General features: G+C 72.7%; 19 protein-coding genes and 1 tRNA gene. 14 read left to right on the forward strand and 6 right to left on the reverse strand.

Going from position 1 to position 14,855, the window contains the following annotated elements:
* Positions 1–611: 611 nt before the first annotated feature.
* The 5 genes from ACIRS4_RS14410 to ACIRS4_RS14430 all read right to left on the reverse strand — a co-directional run bounded on the left by ACIRS4_RS14410 (position 612) and on the right by ACIRS4_RS14430 (position 6,574).
* Positions 612–1,175, reverse strand: coding sequence for a cysteine hydrolase family protein (locus ACIRS4_RS14410; protein ID WP_404194783.1), 564 nt, complete (start codon positions 1,173–1,175; stop codon positions 612–614).
* Positions 1,176–1,302: 127 nt separating this feature from the next.
* Positions 1,303–1,638 carry a hypothetical protein gene (locus ACIRS4_RS14415; protein WP_404194785.1) on the reverse strand — a complete coding sequence of 112 codons (336 nt, stop codon included), beginning with the start codon at positions 1,636–1,638 and terminating at the stop codon, positions 1,303–1,305.
* A gap of 75 nt (positions 1,639–1,713) precedes the next feature.
* The gene (locus ACIRS4_RS14420; RefSeq protein ID WP_404195482.1) at positions 1,714–3,549 is read right to left on the reverse strand and encodes a copper resistance CopC/CopD family protein; all 1,836 of its coding nucleotides are present in this window, start codon (positions 3,547–3,549) and stop codon (positions 1,714–1,716) included.
* Between the two features lie 272 nt (positions 3,550–3,821).
* Entirely contained in the window at positions 3,822–4,415 is a 594-nt protein-coding gene (locus tag ACIRS4_RS14425; RefSeq protein ID WP_404194788.1) for a GNAT family N-acetyltransferase, read from the reverse strand.
* Positions 4,415–6,574: a penicillin acylase family protein gene (locus ACIRS4_RS14430; RefSeq protein WP_404194791.1), complete on the reverse strand. Its 2,160-nt coding sequence runs from the start codon at positions 6,572–6,574 to the stop codon at positions 4,415–4,417. The genes ACIRS4_RS14425 and ACIRS4_RS14430 overlap by 1 nt, the downstream gene beginning before the upstream one ends.
* Before the next feature lie 77 nt (positions 6,575–6,651).
* On the opposite strand from ACIRS4_RS14430, the gene ACIRS4_RS14435 reads away from it, so the two are divergent.
* The 7 genes from ACIRS4_RS14435 (at position 6,652) to ACIRS4_RS14465 (ending at position 10,414) form a co-directional block, all read left to right on the forward strand.
* Complete coding sequence (locus ACIRS4_RS14435; protein ID WP_404194793.1) at positions 6,652–7,374, forward strand: siderophore-interacting protein; 723 nt, start codon at positions 6,652–6,654, stop codon at positions 7,372–7,374.
* A gap of 83 nt (positions 7,375–7,457) precedes the next feature.
* A complete protein-coding gene (locus ACIRS4_RS14440; RefSeq protein WP_404194796.1) occupies positions 7,458–8,054 on the forward strand; it encodes an HhH-GPD-type base excision DNA repair protein in 597 nt (198 codons plus the stop codon).
* Positions 8,055–8,331: 277 nt separating this feature from the next.
* Positions 8,332–8,664, forward strand: a complete 333-nt coding sequence (locus ACIRS4_RS14445; protein WP_404194798.1) for a hypothetical protein — start codon at positions 8,332–8,334, stop codon at positions 8,662–8,664.
* Between the two features lie 63 nt (positions 8,665–8,727).
* Positions 8,728–8,871, forward strand: coding sequence for a hypothetical protein (locus ACIRS4_RS14450; protein ID WP_404194801.1), 144 nt, complete (start codon positions 8,728–8,730; stop codon positions 8,869–8,871).
* Positions 8,868–9,317 carry a helicase HerA-like domain-containing protein gene (locus ACIRS4_RS14455; RefSeq protein WP_404195485.1) on the forward strand — a complete coding sequence of 150 codons (450 nt, stop codon included), beginning with the start codon at positions 8,868–8,870 and terminating at the stop codon, positions 9,315–9,317. The genes ACIRS4_RS14450 and ACIRS4_RS14455 overlap by 4 nt, the downstream gene beginning before the upstream one ends.
* A gap of 9 nt (positions 9,318–9,326) precedes the next feature.
* Positions 9,327–9,623, forward strand: a complete 297-nt coding sequence (locus ACIRS4_RS14460) for a type II toxin-antitoxin system VapB family antitoxin (protein ID WP_004943146.1) — start codon at positions 9,327–9,329, stop codon at positions 9,621–9,623.
* Positions 9,624–9,781: 158 nt separating this feature from the next.
* The gene (locus ACIRS4_RS14465) at positions 9,782–10,414 is read left to right on the forward strand and encodes a LytR C-terminal domain-containing protein (RefSeq protein WP_404195488.1); all 633 of its coding nucleotides are present in this window, start codon (positions 9,782–9,784) and stop codon (positions 10,412–10,414) included.
* Between the two features lie 90 nt (positions 10,415–10,504).
* Here ACIRS4_RS14465 and upp read toward each other — a convergent pair whose 3' ends face one another.
* Positions 10,505–11,140, reverse strand: a complete 636-nt coding sequence (upp, locus tag ACIRS4_RS14470) for a uracil phosphoribosyltransferase (RefSeq protein ID WP_404194803.1) — start codon at positions 11,138–11,140, stop codon at positions 10,505–10,507.
* A gap of 142 nt (positions 11,141–11,282) precedes the next feature.
* Here upp and ACIRS4_RS14475 point away from each other — a divergent pair, with 142 nt between their 5' ends.
* From ACIRS4_RS14475 to ACIRS4_RS14505, 7 genes are all read left to right on the forward strand, one after another.
* Positions 11,283–11,477, forward strand: a complete 195-nt coding sequence (locus tag ACIRS4_RS14475; protein ID WP_404194805.1) for a hypothetical protein — start codon at positions 11,283–11,285, stop codon at positions 11,475–11,477.
* Between the two features lie 358 nt (positions 11,478–11,835).
* The gene (locus ACIRS4_RS14480) at positions 11,836–12,357 is read left to right on the forward strand and encodes a hypothetical protein (protein WP_404195491.1); all 522 of its coding nucleotides are present in this window, start codon (positions 11,836–11,838) and stop codon (positions 12,355–12,357) included.
* 38 nt (positions 12,358–12,395) lie between these two features.
* Positions 12,396–12,827 (forward strand): tRNA adenosine(34) deaminase TadA, encoded by a 432-nt coding sequence (tadA, locus tag ACIRS4_RS14485; protein WP_404194808.1) that lies wholly within the window; start codon positions 12,396–12,398, stop codon positions 12,825–12,827.
* A gap of 67 nt (positions 12,828–12,894) precedes the next feature.
* A tRNA-Ser gene (locus ACIRS4_RS14490) sits at positions 12,895–12,979 on the forward strand.
* Positions 12,980–13,063: 84 nt separating this feature from the next.
* Entirely contained in the window at positions 13,064–13,240 is a 177-nt protein-coding gene (locus ACIRS4_RS14495) for a hypothetical protein (protein WP_351338634.1), read from the forward strand.
* An 18-nt stretch (positions 13,241–13,258) separates the two neighbouring features.
* Positions 13,259–13,552, forward strand: coding sequence for a Dabb family protein (locus tag ACIRS4_RS14500; RefSeq protein ID WP_404194810.1), 294 nt, complete (start codon positions 13,259–13,261; stop codon positions 13,550–13,552).
* 199 nt (positions 13,553–13,751) lie between these two features.
* Positions 13,752–14,627, forward strand: a complete 876-nt coding sequence (locus tag ACIRS4_RS14505; protein WP_402154382.1) for an RNA polymerase sigma factor SigF — start codon at positions 13,752–13,754, stop codon at positions 14,625–14,627.
* Positions 14,628–14,855: the final 228 nt, after the last annotated feature.

Here is a 14,855-nt window from a genome sequence, read left to right on the forward strand (position 1 = left end):
CCCGCGAAAGCGGCGGCGGCGACTCTCCCCGGATGGAACCGAACTTCGGAAACGAACAGCTTTCGCGCCGCCGACGACATGAGCATTTCTCCTCAACTACGCGGTACCGTAAAGGACTTAGAGTAGGCCGCACTCATCGCGGCCCACCCGAAGTCACTGCACGCCTTCGTCAGTCAGCTCCGGTCAGGAGCAGAAGACGACGCTGTACGTGCTGACGGGTCCCGCACAGGTCCTCGGTGCACCGCGGTCACCAGCGACGAAGCCGCTCCGGCCACCAGCCCGGTCCGCCGGAGGTCCCACCGTTCCGAGACCCCGAGCGCACCACCTCCCAGGACGACCAGCGCGGGCACGGCCGCCAGCAGGCCGACCTCCCGCCAGCAGGCCGACCTCCCGCCAGCTCATGGCCACCTCGCAGGTCACCAGGAGGATTGCGGCACCGACGACGGCCCATCGGGCCCACCTCGCTGCGATCTGTGCATGCTCCGTCCACAGACCGAGATCGTGATATCGAATCCCGTTCGAAGGGCCCCACCGCTTGCGGTGGGGCCCTTCGGCGTTGTCCGTCTCAGTTCGTCTTCGAGGGCTCCCGGAGAGCCGGGAGCCCCGTCTCGCTACTGCGGTGCGACGGCTTTGACCCAGTCCTCGACGGTGGCCACGTCCGCCCACTGCGGGAACAGCTTCTCGGTGAGCATCCGGTGCACCTCGGGGTCGGTGTCGAGGCAGGCATCCGCCAGGACGGTGAGGCCGAAGTCCAGGTCGATGGCGTGCCACAGGGTCGAGAGCACCGCAGCGCTGGTGGCGATGCCGGTGAGAACGAGGCTGTCGACATCGCGAGCCCTGAGCACCGAGTCGAGGTCGCTGCCCGAGAAGGCGCTCCCCCGCCTCTTGGTGACCACGACGTCGCCCTGCCGCGGCGCGACGTCGTCATGGATCTCGGTGCCCGGGGCCCCCTCGGTGAACAGGCCGGCCCGCACGGCATTTGTCATCACCTTGTTGCGGGGGCTCACTTCCGGGTCGCCCGGCCGTAACTCCAGCACCACGTAGATCACGGTCATCCCCGCTGCCCGGGCGCCGTCGATCGCCTTGCGCAAGCGCGTCAGGTACCCGGAACCGTCATCGGCGATGGCCACGACGTCCCGTTGGACGTCCATCACCAGAAGTGCGCTGTTCGCCATACCTGCCATCCCTTCTCCGCTGCGGAACAAGAGCAAGTCTGGTGGCTCGACCGAGCTGCGGTGGAGGATTTCGATGTCCGCGCAGCGCCATCCCTGAGGAGCCCCTTGAGATCCGCGCGGAGGTGGCTCAGACGTGGGGGCCCGCGCAAAGGAGCACGGCCAGGACGATGACGACGGCCGCGGGGCCCAGCAGGGCGAGCCGGGCGGAGCGGGCGAGGCGGTCGATGCCGGGGGCGAAGTAGAGAGGCGTCAGTACGGCCGCGGTGAGGGCGACTTGGATCCCGGTCACTTTCACGGAGCCCGCCGGGATCAGCGGGTGCGCCCAGGCGACGGACAGCACGGCCAGGAGAAGGACCGGGCCGAAGGTGACCAGCGCCGCACAGCTCCAGAAGAAGACGGCCAGGCGACGACAGGCCGGCGAGTCGGCCAGGTCGCGGGGTTTGACGTTCCGGGTGACGTTCACGCCTTCAGCATGTGATCGGCGACCGGGTGACCACATGAGTACGGCTACTCATCGAGGCTTCGCCGATCACATCCCTCAGCGTTCGATGCGTACCGGGCGCGTCACGCTCACCTGGTCGATCTCCGACACCCGCACCGTCAGCTTCATCTCCCAGGTGCCGGGGAGGGGGAGGTTGACGGAGGGGGTGCTCCAGTAGCCGCCTCGGTCGGTGAGCTTGGCGTCCAGGGGGCCTATGTCCTGGCTGGGGAGGGTGAAGGACATGCGCAGTTCGGGGAGGGGCACGAGCCCTCCGTCGACGGCGTAGGCCACGGCCTGGACCGAGTTGCCGCCGACGCGGCCCGGGTCGAGGGTGACCTGGACCTTGCCGCGGGCGTTTCCGACGGCGAAGGGGACGTCGATCACGGAGGCGACCGGCAGGCCCGCGGACCGCTCGGATGCGGCCGCCTCGGCCGCCGCCCGGCCGGGGAGCGTCGCGGTGAGGATCGTCGTGAACAGCAGGACGACCACGGAGACCGCCACTTCCACGAGCACGGAGCGGCGCAGGGCACGGCGGTGCGCGTCCTCAGGCGGAGCGACACGCGTCGGGTCGGACGGGGACCCGCTGGCCGGGTCGGTGGCCGGCTGCGGTGTGCTGTCCGTCGCCGTGGGCGGTTCCGCCGTCATGGTCGCTCCCACCGCCACCGGGCTCGGTTCGGTCTTGCGCGCGGCCTCGGTCGTCGCCTCGGCCGTCGTCTCCGGCTCCGCCGCCGTCCATCGCTTCGTCCAGTGCCGCGACCACGTGCCGGCCAGGAGCAGCAGGGCCACCGCCGCCAGTTTGGCGAGCAGGACCCTGCCGTACGTCGTGGTCGTCAGAGTGTCGAGCGTGCCGAGGCCCCGCCAGGACTGGTAGACGCCGGTCGCCGCCAGGACGATCACCGAGGCGGTGGCCACACGCGAGAAACGGGCGGCCACGACGGCCGGCAGGTCGGTGCGGTGCAGCAGGGTGAGCAGGGACGCAAGTCCGCCGAGCCACGCCGCCATGGCGAGCAGGTGCAGCGCCGACGAGGCCATCGCGGCCGGGACCTGGATGCCGGCCGAGGCGTGCTCGGCGGCGGCCCAGGTCAGGGCGAGGCTCACGGCGAGCACCGCGCCGGCGGCGAGGTACGCGCGCGTGGGCTGCTCACGGTCGTCCTGTCGCCGGAGGCGCCGCAGCCGCAGGAGCAGGACGGCGGTCGCCGCGAGCAGGGCCAGCCGGGCGAGCAGGGCGAGACCCGGGCGGCCGGTCAGGGTCCGTTGCAGGCCCGTGAGATCGAACGCCCCCGCGGGGCCGGTGCCCTCCTCGTAGGGGGCGCGCAGCAGGAGCAGGAAGACCGACGTGCCGACGAGGACCCAGAAGCCGGCCAGCAGCGGCTTGCGCAGGGGGCGTACGTCCGGCGGGCGGCAGACCGCCACGAAGACGCCGATGCCGATGACGAGGGTCGCGGCGCCGTACGCGAGATAGCGGCCGATCTTGAACAGGCCGCTGGTGGCCGGGTCCTCGGTGGGTCCGGCCGACAGCACGGCCGTCGTCGGGGACGGCCGGCCGACGGAGAAGGTGAAGGCTCCGGAGACCGGGTGGCTGTCCGCCGAGACCACTCGCCAGGCCACCGTGAACGTGCCGGTGCCGAGCTTCTCGGTGAGGGGGACCTGCGCGGTCTCCGAGCGGCCGTCCGCATGCCGGGCCTCGCCGGTGTCGACCCGCTGGTTGTCCGGGTCCAGGACGCGGAAGGAGTCGTCGAGGAGGCTGACGGACTCGGTGAAGGTCAGGGTGATGCCGGCAGGGGAGCTCTTGAGGACGCTCCCGTCGGCGGGGTCGGTGGAGCGGAGGGCGGCATGGGCCGACGCCGGGCCCGCGCCTCCGAGGAGCAGGACCAGCAGGGCGCCCAGCAGCACCAGCCCTTGAAGCCGCCGGACGCCGCTTCCGTCACCGCCCGCGCTTCCCACGCTTGCCGCGCCGGCCGCCGTACCGCGCCGCCGTCCGCCATCGCGCCCTTCGCTCACGTCACCGCTCCGTACTTCGGACTCGTGTGCTCGGGGATACGTACGGAGCGGAAGGCGGTCCTGCTCACCCGAGCCCCTCGCAGGTCACCACGGGTCGAGCGTGCCGCCGCCCCGCCGCGCGAGGTCACCCGGCGGCGGCCGCCTGCCGTCACCGCCGCGCGAGGTCACCCGGGAAAGGCCACCTCTCGGCGCAGGAAGGCCAGTCGAGCCTTCTTCTCCGGCAGGAACACGTCCGGCAGGTCGATCTCCGGGAGGGTGACGACCGGCCCCGCCTCGAAGCCCTGCCGCAGGAAGCGGGCGATCGCCTTCTCGTTGCGCACGTCGGGGTCGACCACGACCCGACGCCGGTCCAGGCCCAGCAGCACATACGCCGCGAGGACGCCCATCAGCAGCGCCGACCAGCCCGACCGCGCGCCCCGGGCACCGGCGGGCGCGAGGAGCAGATGGATGCCGATGTCGCCGGGCTCGACCTGGTAGCACTCGCTGACGCGGTCCGCGGCCGGCTCGTACGTCTGGAGCAGGGCGACCGGTTCGCCGTCCAGCTCGACGAGGTGGGCGTGATGAGTGTCGAGGCCGGCCATGTGGGCGTAGACCTCGGCGACCTGGTCGCGGGTCAGGCCGTTCATGCCCCAGAACGCGGCGCGTTCCTCGCTCGTCCAGCGGTGGACGACGTCCGCGTCGCCCTCGGCGTCGAGGGGCCGGATGCCGACGGTGCCGAACCCGTCGACGGTCTGCTCGTGCGCGTACCGGTCGGACATCAGTGGTCGCTCTCCTTCGTCAGCAGCGCCCAGTCGGTGACGACCGGCGCGAGCTCGCCCGTGAGCCAGAGGGGGAGCTGGTCGTGGTGGTGGGGGCTGTCGGGGCGGCCGGACGCGCCGAAGGGCACGACCCAGCGGCTGTCCTCACGGCGGGCCAGGTCCCAGACGTAGCGGGCGGCCGGGCCGCGTGCGGCGAGGTCGGTCCAGCCGGGGACGGCGGAGGTGCACAGCACGCAGTCGTGGTCGCCGGAGAGGGCCGGGGCCTCGTACGCGGGGTCGGGCAGGGCCCGCCAGGGGGCGAGGCGATGGGTGTCGCCCCAGCGGGCGGCCGGCTGTCCGGCGACCTCCTCGACGGCCTCGCGGACGAGCGCGCGGCGGTCGACGCCGTACAGCTCGTCGGCGTCGAGCAGGTGGGGAAGGGCGAAGCCGATGCGGGGGGCGAGGGCCAGCCAGGGCAGGAGCACCTCGGGGTAGGCGGGCGGGGTGGTGAGGGCGGCGAAGGCGGGGTGGGCGGCGAGGCGGCGCACGAGGGCGCTGCGCAGGGCGGCGTAGGCGGCGGCGTCCTGGCTGCCGGCGTCCATGCGGCGGTCCCAGCGCAGCAGGCGTTCGCGCAGGCCGGCGGCCGGTCCGGTCAGGTCGTCGAGGGCGGCGAGGTGGTCGAGGAGGGGACCGGCGGACGCGAGGTGGGTGTCGGTGTGCAGGGCCGGCATGTCGGCCGCCGACCACTGCCTGCGCCCGTCCAGCAGTTCCCGGATGCGGTCGGCGCGGTACGGCGGGGCGAACTCGACGCCGAGCGGGGCTGCCGGGCCGCGCTGGTTGGCCATGACGGCGACGCCGTCGGTGAGGCCGGCGCGGGGCGTCTCGTGCCAGCCGGTCCACTCATGGCCGGGCGTCCAGGCGGGAACCAGGCGGACGCGGTTGGCCTCGGCGCGCACGGGGACGCGGCCGGCGACCCGGTGCAGCAGTCCGCCCTCGGTGTCGGCGGCCTGGACGACGTTGACCGGCTCGGCCCACCGGTCGAAGGCACGGTCCACGTCGGCGACCCGGCGGGCGCGGAGGAGCGGGAGCAGGGCGCTGAAACCGAGGTCGGCGGTGACGCGGGGCGGGTAGCGCAGGGCAAGCGCGAGCGGGGCGTCGTCGTGGCCGGGGGCCGGCGCGGTCCCCTCGGGGCCGCCCGCGACGACGACGTCGGTGCCCGCCGCGGTCCCCCCGCCCAGGCCCTCGGGGCCGCCCGCGACGACAGGCCCGCGCTCGGTCTCCAGGATCTCGACCTCGACGCTCTCCTCCCCCGCGACCCGGATCAGCTCGGTGTGCCGGGCGACCCGCCGCCAGACGCCGTCCGGGCCGAGCGCCTCGGCGCCGGCGCCGGTGCGGCGCAGGCGTTCGCGGTAGAGGTCCTGGTAGTCGGCCATGGCGTTGGTGATGGCCCAGGCGACGGTTCCGGTGTGCCCGAAGTGGGCGATGCCGGGGACCCCGGGCACGGCGAGTCCTACGACGTCGAACTCGTCGCAGGCCAGGCGGATCTGCTGGTAGACGCCGGGGTCCTCGATGAAGCGGTGCGGGTCGCCGGCGATGACGGCCTGCCCGGTGCGGGTGCGCTCGCCGGCGACCAGCCAGCCGTTGCTGCCGGAGGTGCCGGGGCCGTCGGTGGCGAACAGCCCGACCGCCTCCGGGCCGAGGTGCCGGACCGCCTCCTCGCGCCACAGCTTGGCGGGGAAGCCGGCGAACAGGATGTGGGTGGAGAGCCAGACGGCGAGGGGGGTCCAGGGCTCCCAGCGGCCAGGAGCCAGGCCGAGGCTCGCGAACTCGGGGGTGACTGCGGCGGTCCCGGTCAGGCCCTCGTTGACGCCGTCCACGTACGCGCGCACCCAGTCGGCGGTCTCCGGGTCGCGCTCCTCCAGGGAGGCGAAGCAGCGGCGGGCGGTGTCGTCGAGACGGGCGCGGCGCACGAAGCGGTCCCAGGGGAGGGCGTCGGCGCCCAGGAAGGACGCCGAGGTGCCGCGGGCGCGGTGCCGTTCGACCTCCAGCTGCCAGGCGCGGTCGCGGGCGGTGACCCGGCCCTGGAGCCGGGCGAGGTCGCGGGCGCTTCCGGCGCGCAGGTGCGGGATGCCCCAGGCGTCCCGGAAGACGCCCTCGGGTCTGTCGGTCTCGGTCGTCACCCTGTGACCCCTCTTGCTTTTAGGTTAGCCTCACCTAACGATCAGTCCAGAAATCGTACGCGAGAGGTGCAGAGGTCATGGGGCAGGGGCGGGGCTGGGAGGGCGCGGTCCTCAAGTTGATGCGGGGGAAGGACTACACGTTCACGGTCACGGACGCCGAGGACGTCACCCCGCACTACCGCCGGGTGCGTCTCACCGACGGCGGTCTGCTCGCGGCGACCGGGGTGCACCCGACGATGTGGGTCCGGCTGTGGTTCACCGACGCGGGCAAGCCGCACCAGCGGGCGTTCACCCTGGTCGACCCGGATCCGGCGACGGGCTCCTTCTCCCTGGAGTTCGCGCTGCACGAGGGCGCGGCGAGCGACTGGGCGCGGGCGGCGAAACCCGGCGACACCATCGAGGCGACCGTCCAGGGCACCGGGTTCGAGGAGCCGTCGCCGTCCCCCTCGCACGTCCTCGCGGTCGGCGACCCGGCCTCCCTGCCCGCGATCAACTCCCTGTTGGACGCGCTGGGTTCGGCGCCGGCGACCGTGTGGTTCGAGGGTGACGCGGACGGCCTGCCCTTCCGCGCCGACCCGTCCCGGCACGAGATACGGCACGTGCCCCGCCGCGACGACGGGGCGCACCTCGTGGAGCGGGTGAAGGCGGAACTCCCCGAACTCCTCCGCCTGACGCCCGACCCGTACGTCTGGATCGCCTGCGACACGCGCACCACGCGCGCGCTGTCGACGTACGTGCGCAAGGAACTGGGCGTGACGAAGGACCGCGCGCACGCTCTGGGGTACTGGCGGGCGGACTGAGCCGGAGCATGCGGCCCTGACGAGCCGACCGGGCGGGAGGGCACGGCGGGCAGTCCCGGCCGGTACGCGGGATGATCGAGGGCATGGACGTCACCCTTCACCTCGCGCAGGATCCCGACGCCGACGAACTCCTCGGGCGCTCGCCGCTCGCCGCGCTGGTCGGGATGCTGCTCGACCAGCAGGTCCCGATGGAGTGGGCGTTCAAGGGACCGCGGACGATCGCCGACCGGCTCGGCGCGGACGACCTCGACGCGCACGACATCGCGGCCCGCGACCCGGAGGCGTTCGCCTCCCTCCTCTCCGAGAAGCCGGCCGTGCACCGCTACCCGGGCTCCATGGCCAAGCGGATCCAGCAGCTCTGCCAGTACCTCGTCGAGCACTACGACGGTGACGCCGCCGCGGTCTGGAAGGACGCCGGCACCGGCAAGGAGCTGCTCAGGCGGCTGGAGGAGCTGCCGGGCTTCGGCAAGCAGAAGGCGCGGATCTTCCTCGCGCTGCTCGGCAAGCGGCTCGGCGTGCGGCCCACGGGCTGGCGTGAGGCCGCCGGCGCCTACGGCGAGCCCGATTCCTTCCGCTCGGTCGCCGACATCACGGGCCCGGAGTCGCTGGCGAAGGTACGGGCGCACAAGCAGGAGATGAAGGCGGCGGCCAAGGCCGCCAAGAAGGCGCCTTCCAGCTGACGCCACACGCCTGGGGCGTGTTTCGAAAGTCCCTCCCCCACTGTCTTGAGGGCGTGGGAGGTGCCCCCAGGCTCGCGGCGTCCGGCACGCGCGCTCGAACCGAACTCGCGCGGGAGGCGCCCCCGTCGCCGCCGCGAACCCCGCCCTCCGGGCGGACGACGCTGCTTTCGAACCACTCAGGGGACTCGCGGCCCCGGAGTGCGGGCGCTGCTCCGAACGGGCGGTTCCCGGCCCCCGCGTGCTGGGCGGCCGGTGCGTCGTGGGCAGAGCACCTCCCATGAGCACCGCACGACGTCTCCCGCGCAGCCGCCGCTGGCTGCGGGTCCTCGTGCTGTTGCTCGCCGTCGTCGTGCCGGGCGCGGCCGCCGAGGCCGCCGCCGTTCCGGCGCTCTCGGCCGCAGTCGTCGAGACCGCAGAGCTCGACGGCTTCGACGCCGCCCCGCGTCTCCCGTACGGCGGCGCCTGTCGCGCCGTCGCGCCCGCCCGGCCCTCGTCCCGTCCCGCCCGCACGCCCGCAGCGCCCCCGGGCCGCCTCCTGCCTCCTCGGGCCTGCCCGCCGTACGCCCTGGACGTGTCGGACGTCCTGCGCACCGTCGTCCTGCGCTGCTGACCGGACCGCTCCCGCGGAAAGCCCGTCAGCACCAGGTACGAACGAGGAACACAGGACTCAGCCATGCCGACAGACCCTTACGCCGTTCTGCGCGCCCTGCTGCGCGCGGAGGCGGCCCGCAGTGCGCCCAAGCCACGGTCGACGATCAAGGATCGGGAGACGTCGCGGCAGGTCCCCGAGGACCACCGGGGCGGCCGGGACCGCTGACCGACGGCCGGGACGGAGGCGGCGTCACCGTCTCCGTCCCGCGGACCGTCCGGCTCATCCACCCGAAAGGAGCCGGAGTGGCCTTCGTCACACAGGCCCCGAAGGGCGTGTCCGCGGATGTCCTGGCCCAGCCAGGCAACCGGCCCCACTGCCCGGTCGCGGCGACCAGGCTGCGCGCCTCGGCGCTGTTCGAACGGTATGCACAGGCTGTGGACAGAGGGTCGGCCCACGAGTGTGTTCCCGTCCGGGGCGCGTTCCCCGGTCACGCGAGTTCCAGGACGAGGCCGTGCCTGTTCAGCACGGAGAGGGGGCCGCGGATCAGGGCGTCCGGCAGGCAGGCCCTGCCTCCCCACGGTCCCTCGCTCCCGTTTCGCACCAGTTCAGCTTGTTTTTTCCAGCGCCGCACTCGCCGGTCATGGCTGCGCCCGGAAGGTCTGGGCCGGTAGGCTTTCCGTGTGATCTTCAAGCGCATCGGAAACGGCCGGCCGTACCCCGACCACGGCCGGGAAAGCACCCGGCAGTGGGCGGACGTCGCGCCGCGCCCGGTCCGCCTCGATCAGCTGGTGACCACCAAGCAGCAGCTCGACCTGGAAACCCTGCTCGCCGAGGACTCCACGTTCTACGGCGACCTCTTCGCGCACGTCGTGAAGTGGCAGGGCGACCTGTACCTGGAGGACGGTCTCCACCGCGCCGTGCGGGCGGCCCTGCAGCAGCGTCAGGTGCTGCACGCCCGGGTGCTCGAGCTGGACTGACGGCTCCCCCGGCCCGACTGACTCCCTGTCGGGCGGCTGTGCCGGCGTTCGCGGATTGCCCCTTTCGGGTTCTCCTGCGGGAGTCGAATGATCATCTAGTAGGCACGGCAGCCGCAGCGCACTACGCTGCGTTCATGAGCATGCTGACTCCCCCGGGCATGGGCGGCAAGTACCGGATCAAGGGGGACAAGTACCCACGTATGCGCCCGCCCCGGCGGCGCGGCCGACTGGTCGTCGTGGCCGTCGCCTGTGGCGCCGTGCTGGGCGTCGGCGGGTGGGGGACGCTGCAGCTCATCGACGTCTTCACGGGCGGCGGGGGAACGGCCTCGGCGGCGGGCTCCAAAACCGGCTGCACCACCAAGGCGACCAAGGCGAGCCCTGCGGCCGTCGCGTCGCCCGCCGTGCTGCCGGCGCCCGCGCAGATCACCGTGAACGTCTTCAACGCCACCACGCGCGGCGGCCTCGCCAAGACCACCGCGGACGAGCTAAAGAAGCGCGGCTTCAAGATCGGCCAGGTGGGCAACGCGAGCAAGGAGTACGACAAGAACGTCCCCGGGGCCGGCGTCCTGCTCGGCCCCGCGGCCTCCCTCAACACCTCGCTGCCGGTCCTCGCCACCCAGCTCACCACGGCCGAGCGCCGCACCGACGCCGCCCGCAAGGGCCCGGCGATCGACCTGATCCTGGGCAACGCCTTCACGGCGCTCACCGCCCAGCCCGAAGCCACCAGGTCCCTCACCGCCCTGACGGCCCCTCATCCCGCGGCGACGACGACCACCAAGAAGCACTGCTAGGGCCCGGCCGAGCCGCGAGCCCGTGAGTGTCCGGGCCGGGCGCGGCCGGCGAGGGCGCGGCCCGGACAGGGCGTGCGGCTCCCTGGAGGGTTACTCCGCCGCGCCGTACAGGCGGTCACCCGCGTCGCCCAGGCCCGGGACGATGTAGCCCTGGTCGTTGAGGTGGTCGTCGACCGCCGCGGTGACCACCGTGACCGGGGTGCCCGCGAGGTCGCGCTCCATGACCGCCACGCCCTCGGGGGAGGCCAGCAGCACCACGGCCGTGACGTCGTCCGCACCGCGCTTGATCAGCTCGTGGATCGCCGCGACCAGCGTGCCGCCGGTGGCCAGCATCGGGTCCAGCACGTACACCTGGCGGCCCGAGAGGTCCTCCGGCATGCGCGTGGCGTAGGTGGAGGCCTGGAGCGTCTGCTCGTCACGGATCATGCCCATGAAGCCCACCTCGGCGGTCGGCAGCAGCCGGACCATGCCGTCCAGCATGCCGAGCCCGGCCCGCAGGATCGGCACCACCAGCGGACGCGGGTGGGACAGCTTGACGCCGGTGGTCGCGGCGACCGGGGTCACGATGTCGACCTGTTCGGTGCGCACGTCACGCGTGGCCTCGTAGGCGAGGAGGGTGACCAGCTCGTCGGCCAGACGGCGGAAGGTGGCGGAGTCGGTGCGCTGGTCGCGCAGCGTGGTGAGCTTGTGGGCGACCAGGGGGTGGTCGACGACGTGAAGACGCATGTCCACAACAGTAACCGGGCCCGGCCCGCCCACCGCCCGCCCGCCCGGCGAGCCCCCCAGTGGTCCGCGCTGACGACGTCGGCCCGCATCAACCGCCCGTCGGGGGGAAACCGGACTGGACGGACCGGGGTGGTGAACAGCAATGCATGACCTGCCTGCCCACGAGGCACGAGACGCGGACGCGGCGCCGCTGACCGAGGCGCAGCGCCGTCGGCGGCGCGCCCAGTTCCTGCGTGAACTGGCCGAGGCCCGCGCGCTGCGCGACCGCGTCCAGCCGCGCCGCGCCAAGGTCGCCCGTCTGCGACACGCGATGCGCATGCGCACGTTCCGCTGGTAGCCCCGACGGCCGCCCACCCGTGGCCCGTACAGGGAGGATCGTCCGCCCCCGGCGCGAAGACCACCGGAGTCACGGGCGCCGCGAGGGGTGGTCGTGCGTGGGCCCACGGCAAACCCGCGTACGATCCCGCTCGTGACGGCAACGAGTGCGCTGGTGGGTTGCTCGTGGACGTACGTGTGCGGACGCGCACGGACCCGCGATCAAAACGACCGGACACAGGGAGCGGAAGACGTCCCCTGAACGCCTTGTTTCTGCCACGATTCCGAGTGGGCGGGGCTCGGAGCACAGCTCTCTCCGCCCGTAACCTCCGCCGGGGGGAACCCCAACCGGCACGCCTATGACCAGTGGGAGAGTCACGGTGTACTTCGCCGCACTGCTCGCGCGCACCGAAGACGGGTGGGAAGCGAGCGACACAGAGCTCGACGATGTGGAGACCCTGTCCGATCTGGCCGACCTGGCCCGGGAAGCCTCTCCCGACGAGGACACGGTTCTCGTGCTGATCGAGCAGGAGGACTCCTGGTTCGGGGTCGTCCGCATCGACGGCGAGGAGGACCCTCGCATCTACGTCTCCGACGCCGCTGCCGCCGCCCGCAGTTCGTACGGCGAGATCCTGCTCACCGACGAACTGCTCGGCCGGGATTCCGACGCCGACGACGATCTGGACGCCCTCGACCTCGACGGCACCGAGGACGGTGAGGACGACTCCGACGAGGAGGACGGCTCCGCCGCCGAGGCGGTGCCGCACGGCCCGGTCGGTGACCCCGGCATCCTCGACGACCTCGGCGTCGGCACTAAGGAGCTGAAGTCGCTGTCCGCGGACGCGGTCACGGAGATCGCCGAGGCCCTCGGCGCCTCGGAGGTCCTGGAGACCGTCCGCTGAGCGCACCGGATCCCGTACGCGACCCCTGGCGGGCCGCCATGCGGCTCGCGTTGACGGAGGCCGCGCTGGCCGCCCGGGGCGGGGACGTCCCGGTCGGGGCCGTCGTGCTGGCCCCCGACGGCGCCACCGTCCTCGCGGCCGGTCACAACGAACGCGAGGCCGGCGGCGATCCGACGGCGCACGCGGAGGTCCTCGCCCTGCGGCGGGCGGCCGCCGAGAGGGGCGAGTGGCGGCTGACGGGCTGCACGCTCGTCGTGACATTGGAGCCCTGCACGATGTGCGCGGGCGCGCTCGTGCAGTCCCGCGTGGACCGTGTCGTCTACGGCGCCCGCGACGACAAGGCGGGCGCGGCCGGCTCCCTCTGGGACGTCGTCCGCGACCGGCGGCTCAACCACCGGCCCGAGGTGATCGAGGGCGTCCTCGCCGACGAGTGCGCGGGCCTCCTCACGGAGTTCTTCCGCACCCGCTGACCCGGGCGCTCCCCGGCCCCGGACATCGATTTCGGAGCACGCCCCGGCGTGCTGTAAGGTCTCCCTCGGTAGCGTGTCCGAGCGGCCGAAGGAGCTCGCCTCGAAAGCGAGTGTGGCGCAAGTCACCGAGGGTTCAAATCCCTCCGCTACCGCTTGAGAAGGGCCTCGTCGTGAGACGGGGCCCTTCGTGCGATCATGTGCGCTCATTGGGCCCATCAGTGACAGGGGAGGCCGCGGTGGCGGTGAACGCCAAGAAGATCGCCGTCTACGTGCTCGTGGTCTTCGCGCTGTACGTGATCATCACGGACCCGGCCAAGGCCGCCGACTACGTCCAGATAGGGTTCGAGGGCATATCGGACGCCGCCAAGGCCATCGGCGACTTCTTCACCTGGCTCGCCGACGGGGCGAAGTAGCACGCATCGGGAGTGCCCATGATCCGCCACCTGGTCCTCTTCAAGCTCCACGACGGCGTCCGGCGCGACGACCCCCGCGTGGTGGCGGGCGAGGCCGCCTTCCGGGCCCTGGGCGGGCAGATCGAGGAGCTTCGCTTCTGGGAACTGGGCTGGAACGTCAGCGAGCGCCCCGTCGCCTACGACTTCGCCATCAACTCGGCGGTGGAGGACGCGGGCGCCCTGAAGCGGTATCTCGAGCACCCGGCGCACCAGGCGGGCGTCGCCCTGTGGCGGGAGTTCGCCACTTGGGTGGTCGCCGACTACGAGTTCTGAGCCGCGCGCCCGCGACAGGGCCACAGGACCCCGGGAAGCCCTCCGCCGGAACGGCGGGGGGCTTTCGCATGCTTCGGGCGGTCGGACCACCTCTCAACTTGTCCCTCAACACGGCGTTATGGGGTGCTTGCACACAGTGCACATGTCTTGTGATGCTATGACCGCTTTTGACGGATGATTGACCGATGAAGAGGTGGCGTTGACCGTGTCGGCCAGTACTGCGCCGCCCCAGGTGGAGGCATCCGCCGCTCCGGCCCCCGACCCCGCCGCCCCCGACCCGGGCGCCGACCCGGCTCCCGCACCCGAGAAACGCCGGGGCGCCGACACCCGGGCCCTCACCCAGGTGCTCTTCGGCCAGCTGAAGGAGCTCTCCCCGGGCTCACCGGAGCACAACCGCGTGCGCGGGGCGCTCATCGAGGCGAACCTCCCGCTCGTGCGCTACGCGGCGGCCCGGTTCCGCTCCCGCAACGAGCCGATGGAGGACGTCGTCCAGGTCGGCACCATCGGCCTGATCAACGCCATCGACCGCTTCGATCCCGACCGCGGCGTGCAGTTCCCGACCTTCGCGATGCCGACGGTCGTCGGGGAGATCAAGCGGTACTTCCGCGACAACGTACGCACCGTCCATGTCCCCCGCAGACTCCACGAGTTGTGGGTGCAGGTCAACAGCGCCACGGAGGACCTGACCACCTGCTTCGGCCGCACGCCGACCACCGCCGAGATCGCCGAGCGGCTGCGGATCGGCGAGGACGAGGTGCTGTCCTGCATCGAGGCGGGACGCTCGTACCACGCCACCTCCCTCGAGGCGGCGCAGGAGGGCGACGGACTGCCCGGACTGCTGGACCGCCTCGGCTACGAGGATCCCGCGCTGGACGGGGTGGAGCACCGCGACCTGGTCCGCCACCTCCTCGTCCAGCTCCCGGAGCGGGAGCAGCGCATCCTGCTGCTGCGCTACTACAGCAACCTGACCCAGTCCCAGATCAGCGCGGAGCTCGGCGTCTCCCAGATGCACGTGTCCCGGCTGCTGGCGCGCAGCTTCCAGCGGCTGCGCTCCGCGAACCGGATCGACGCCTGACCGGACCGAGGCGCCTGACGGACGGAGGCCCGACCGGACGGAGGCCCGACCGGACGGAACGCCGGCCGGGCGGCGGCCCGACCCCGACGGACGCGGGACTGGGTCGGCGTCCGGCGGACAGAAGACTGACGGACCGACACCCGACCGGACAAAGGATCGATCGGTCACCGTCATGAGCGAATCGCTCACCAGGGCGGATCCCGACAGATTCTTGCTGATACCCCGTCA

Source organism: Streptomyces sp. NPDC101166, from assembly GCF_044768125.1.
GTDB lineage: Bacteria > Actinomycetota > Actinomycetes > Streptomycetales > Streptomycetaceae > Streptomyces.

Bases quoted from the DNA above. Each gene is read 5' to 3' on its own strand.
- ACIRS4_RS14450 (WP_404194801.1), top strand. From the start codon at position 8,728: ATGCCGACAGACCCTTACGCCGTTCTGCGCGCCCTGCTGCGCGCGGAG.
- ACIRS4_RS14435 (WP_404194793.1), top strand. From the start codon at position 6,652: ATGGGGCAGGGGCGGGGCTGGGAGGGCGCGGTCCTCAAGTTGATGCGG.
- ACIRS4_RS14500 (WP_404194810.1), top strand. From the start codon at position 13,259: ATGATCCGCCACCTGGTCCTCTTCAAGCTCCACGACGGCGTCCGGCGC.
- tadA (WP_404194808.1), top strand. From the start codon at position 12,396: ATGCGGCTCGCGTTGACGGAGGCCGCGCTGGCCGCCCGGGGCGGGGAC.
- ACIRS4_RS14425 (WP_404194788.1), bottom strand. From the start codon at position 4,415: ATGTCCGACCGGTACGCGCACGAGCAGACCGTCGACGGGTTCGGCACC.
- ACIRS4_RS14410 (WP_404194783.1), bottom strand. From the start codon at position 1,175: ATGGCGAACAGCGCACTTCTGGTGATGGACGTCCAACGGGACGTCGTG.
- upp (WP_404194803.1), bottom strand. From the start codon at position 11,140: ATGCGTCTTCACGTCGTCGACCACCCCCTGGTCGCCCACAAGCTCACC.
- ACIRS4_RS14440 (WP_404194796.1), top strand. From the start codon at position 7,458: ATGGACGTCACCCTTCACCTCGCGCAGGATCCCGACGCCGACGAACTC.
- ACIRS4_RS14445 (WP_404194798.1), top strand. From the start codon at position 8,332: ATGAGCACCGCACGACGTCTCCCGCGCAGCCGCCGCTGGCTGCGGGTC.
- ACIRS4_RS14465 (WP_404195488.1), top strand. From the start codon at position 9,782: ATGGGCGGCAAGTACCGGATCAAGGGGGACAAGTACCCACGTATGCGC.
- ACIRS4_RS14475 (WP_404194805.1), top strand. From the start codon at position 11,283: ATGCATGACCTGCCTGCCCACGAGGCACGAGACGCGGACGCGGCGCCG.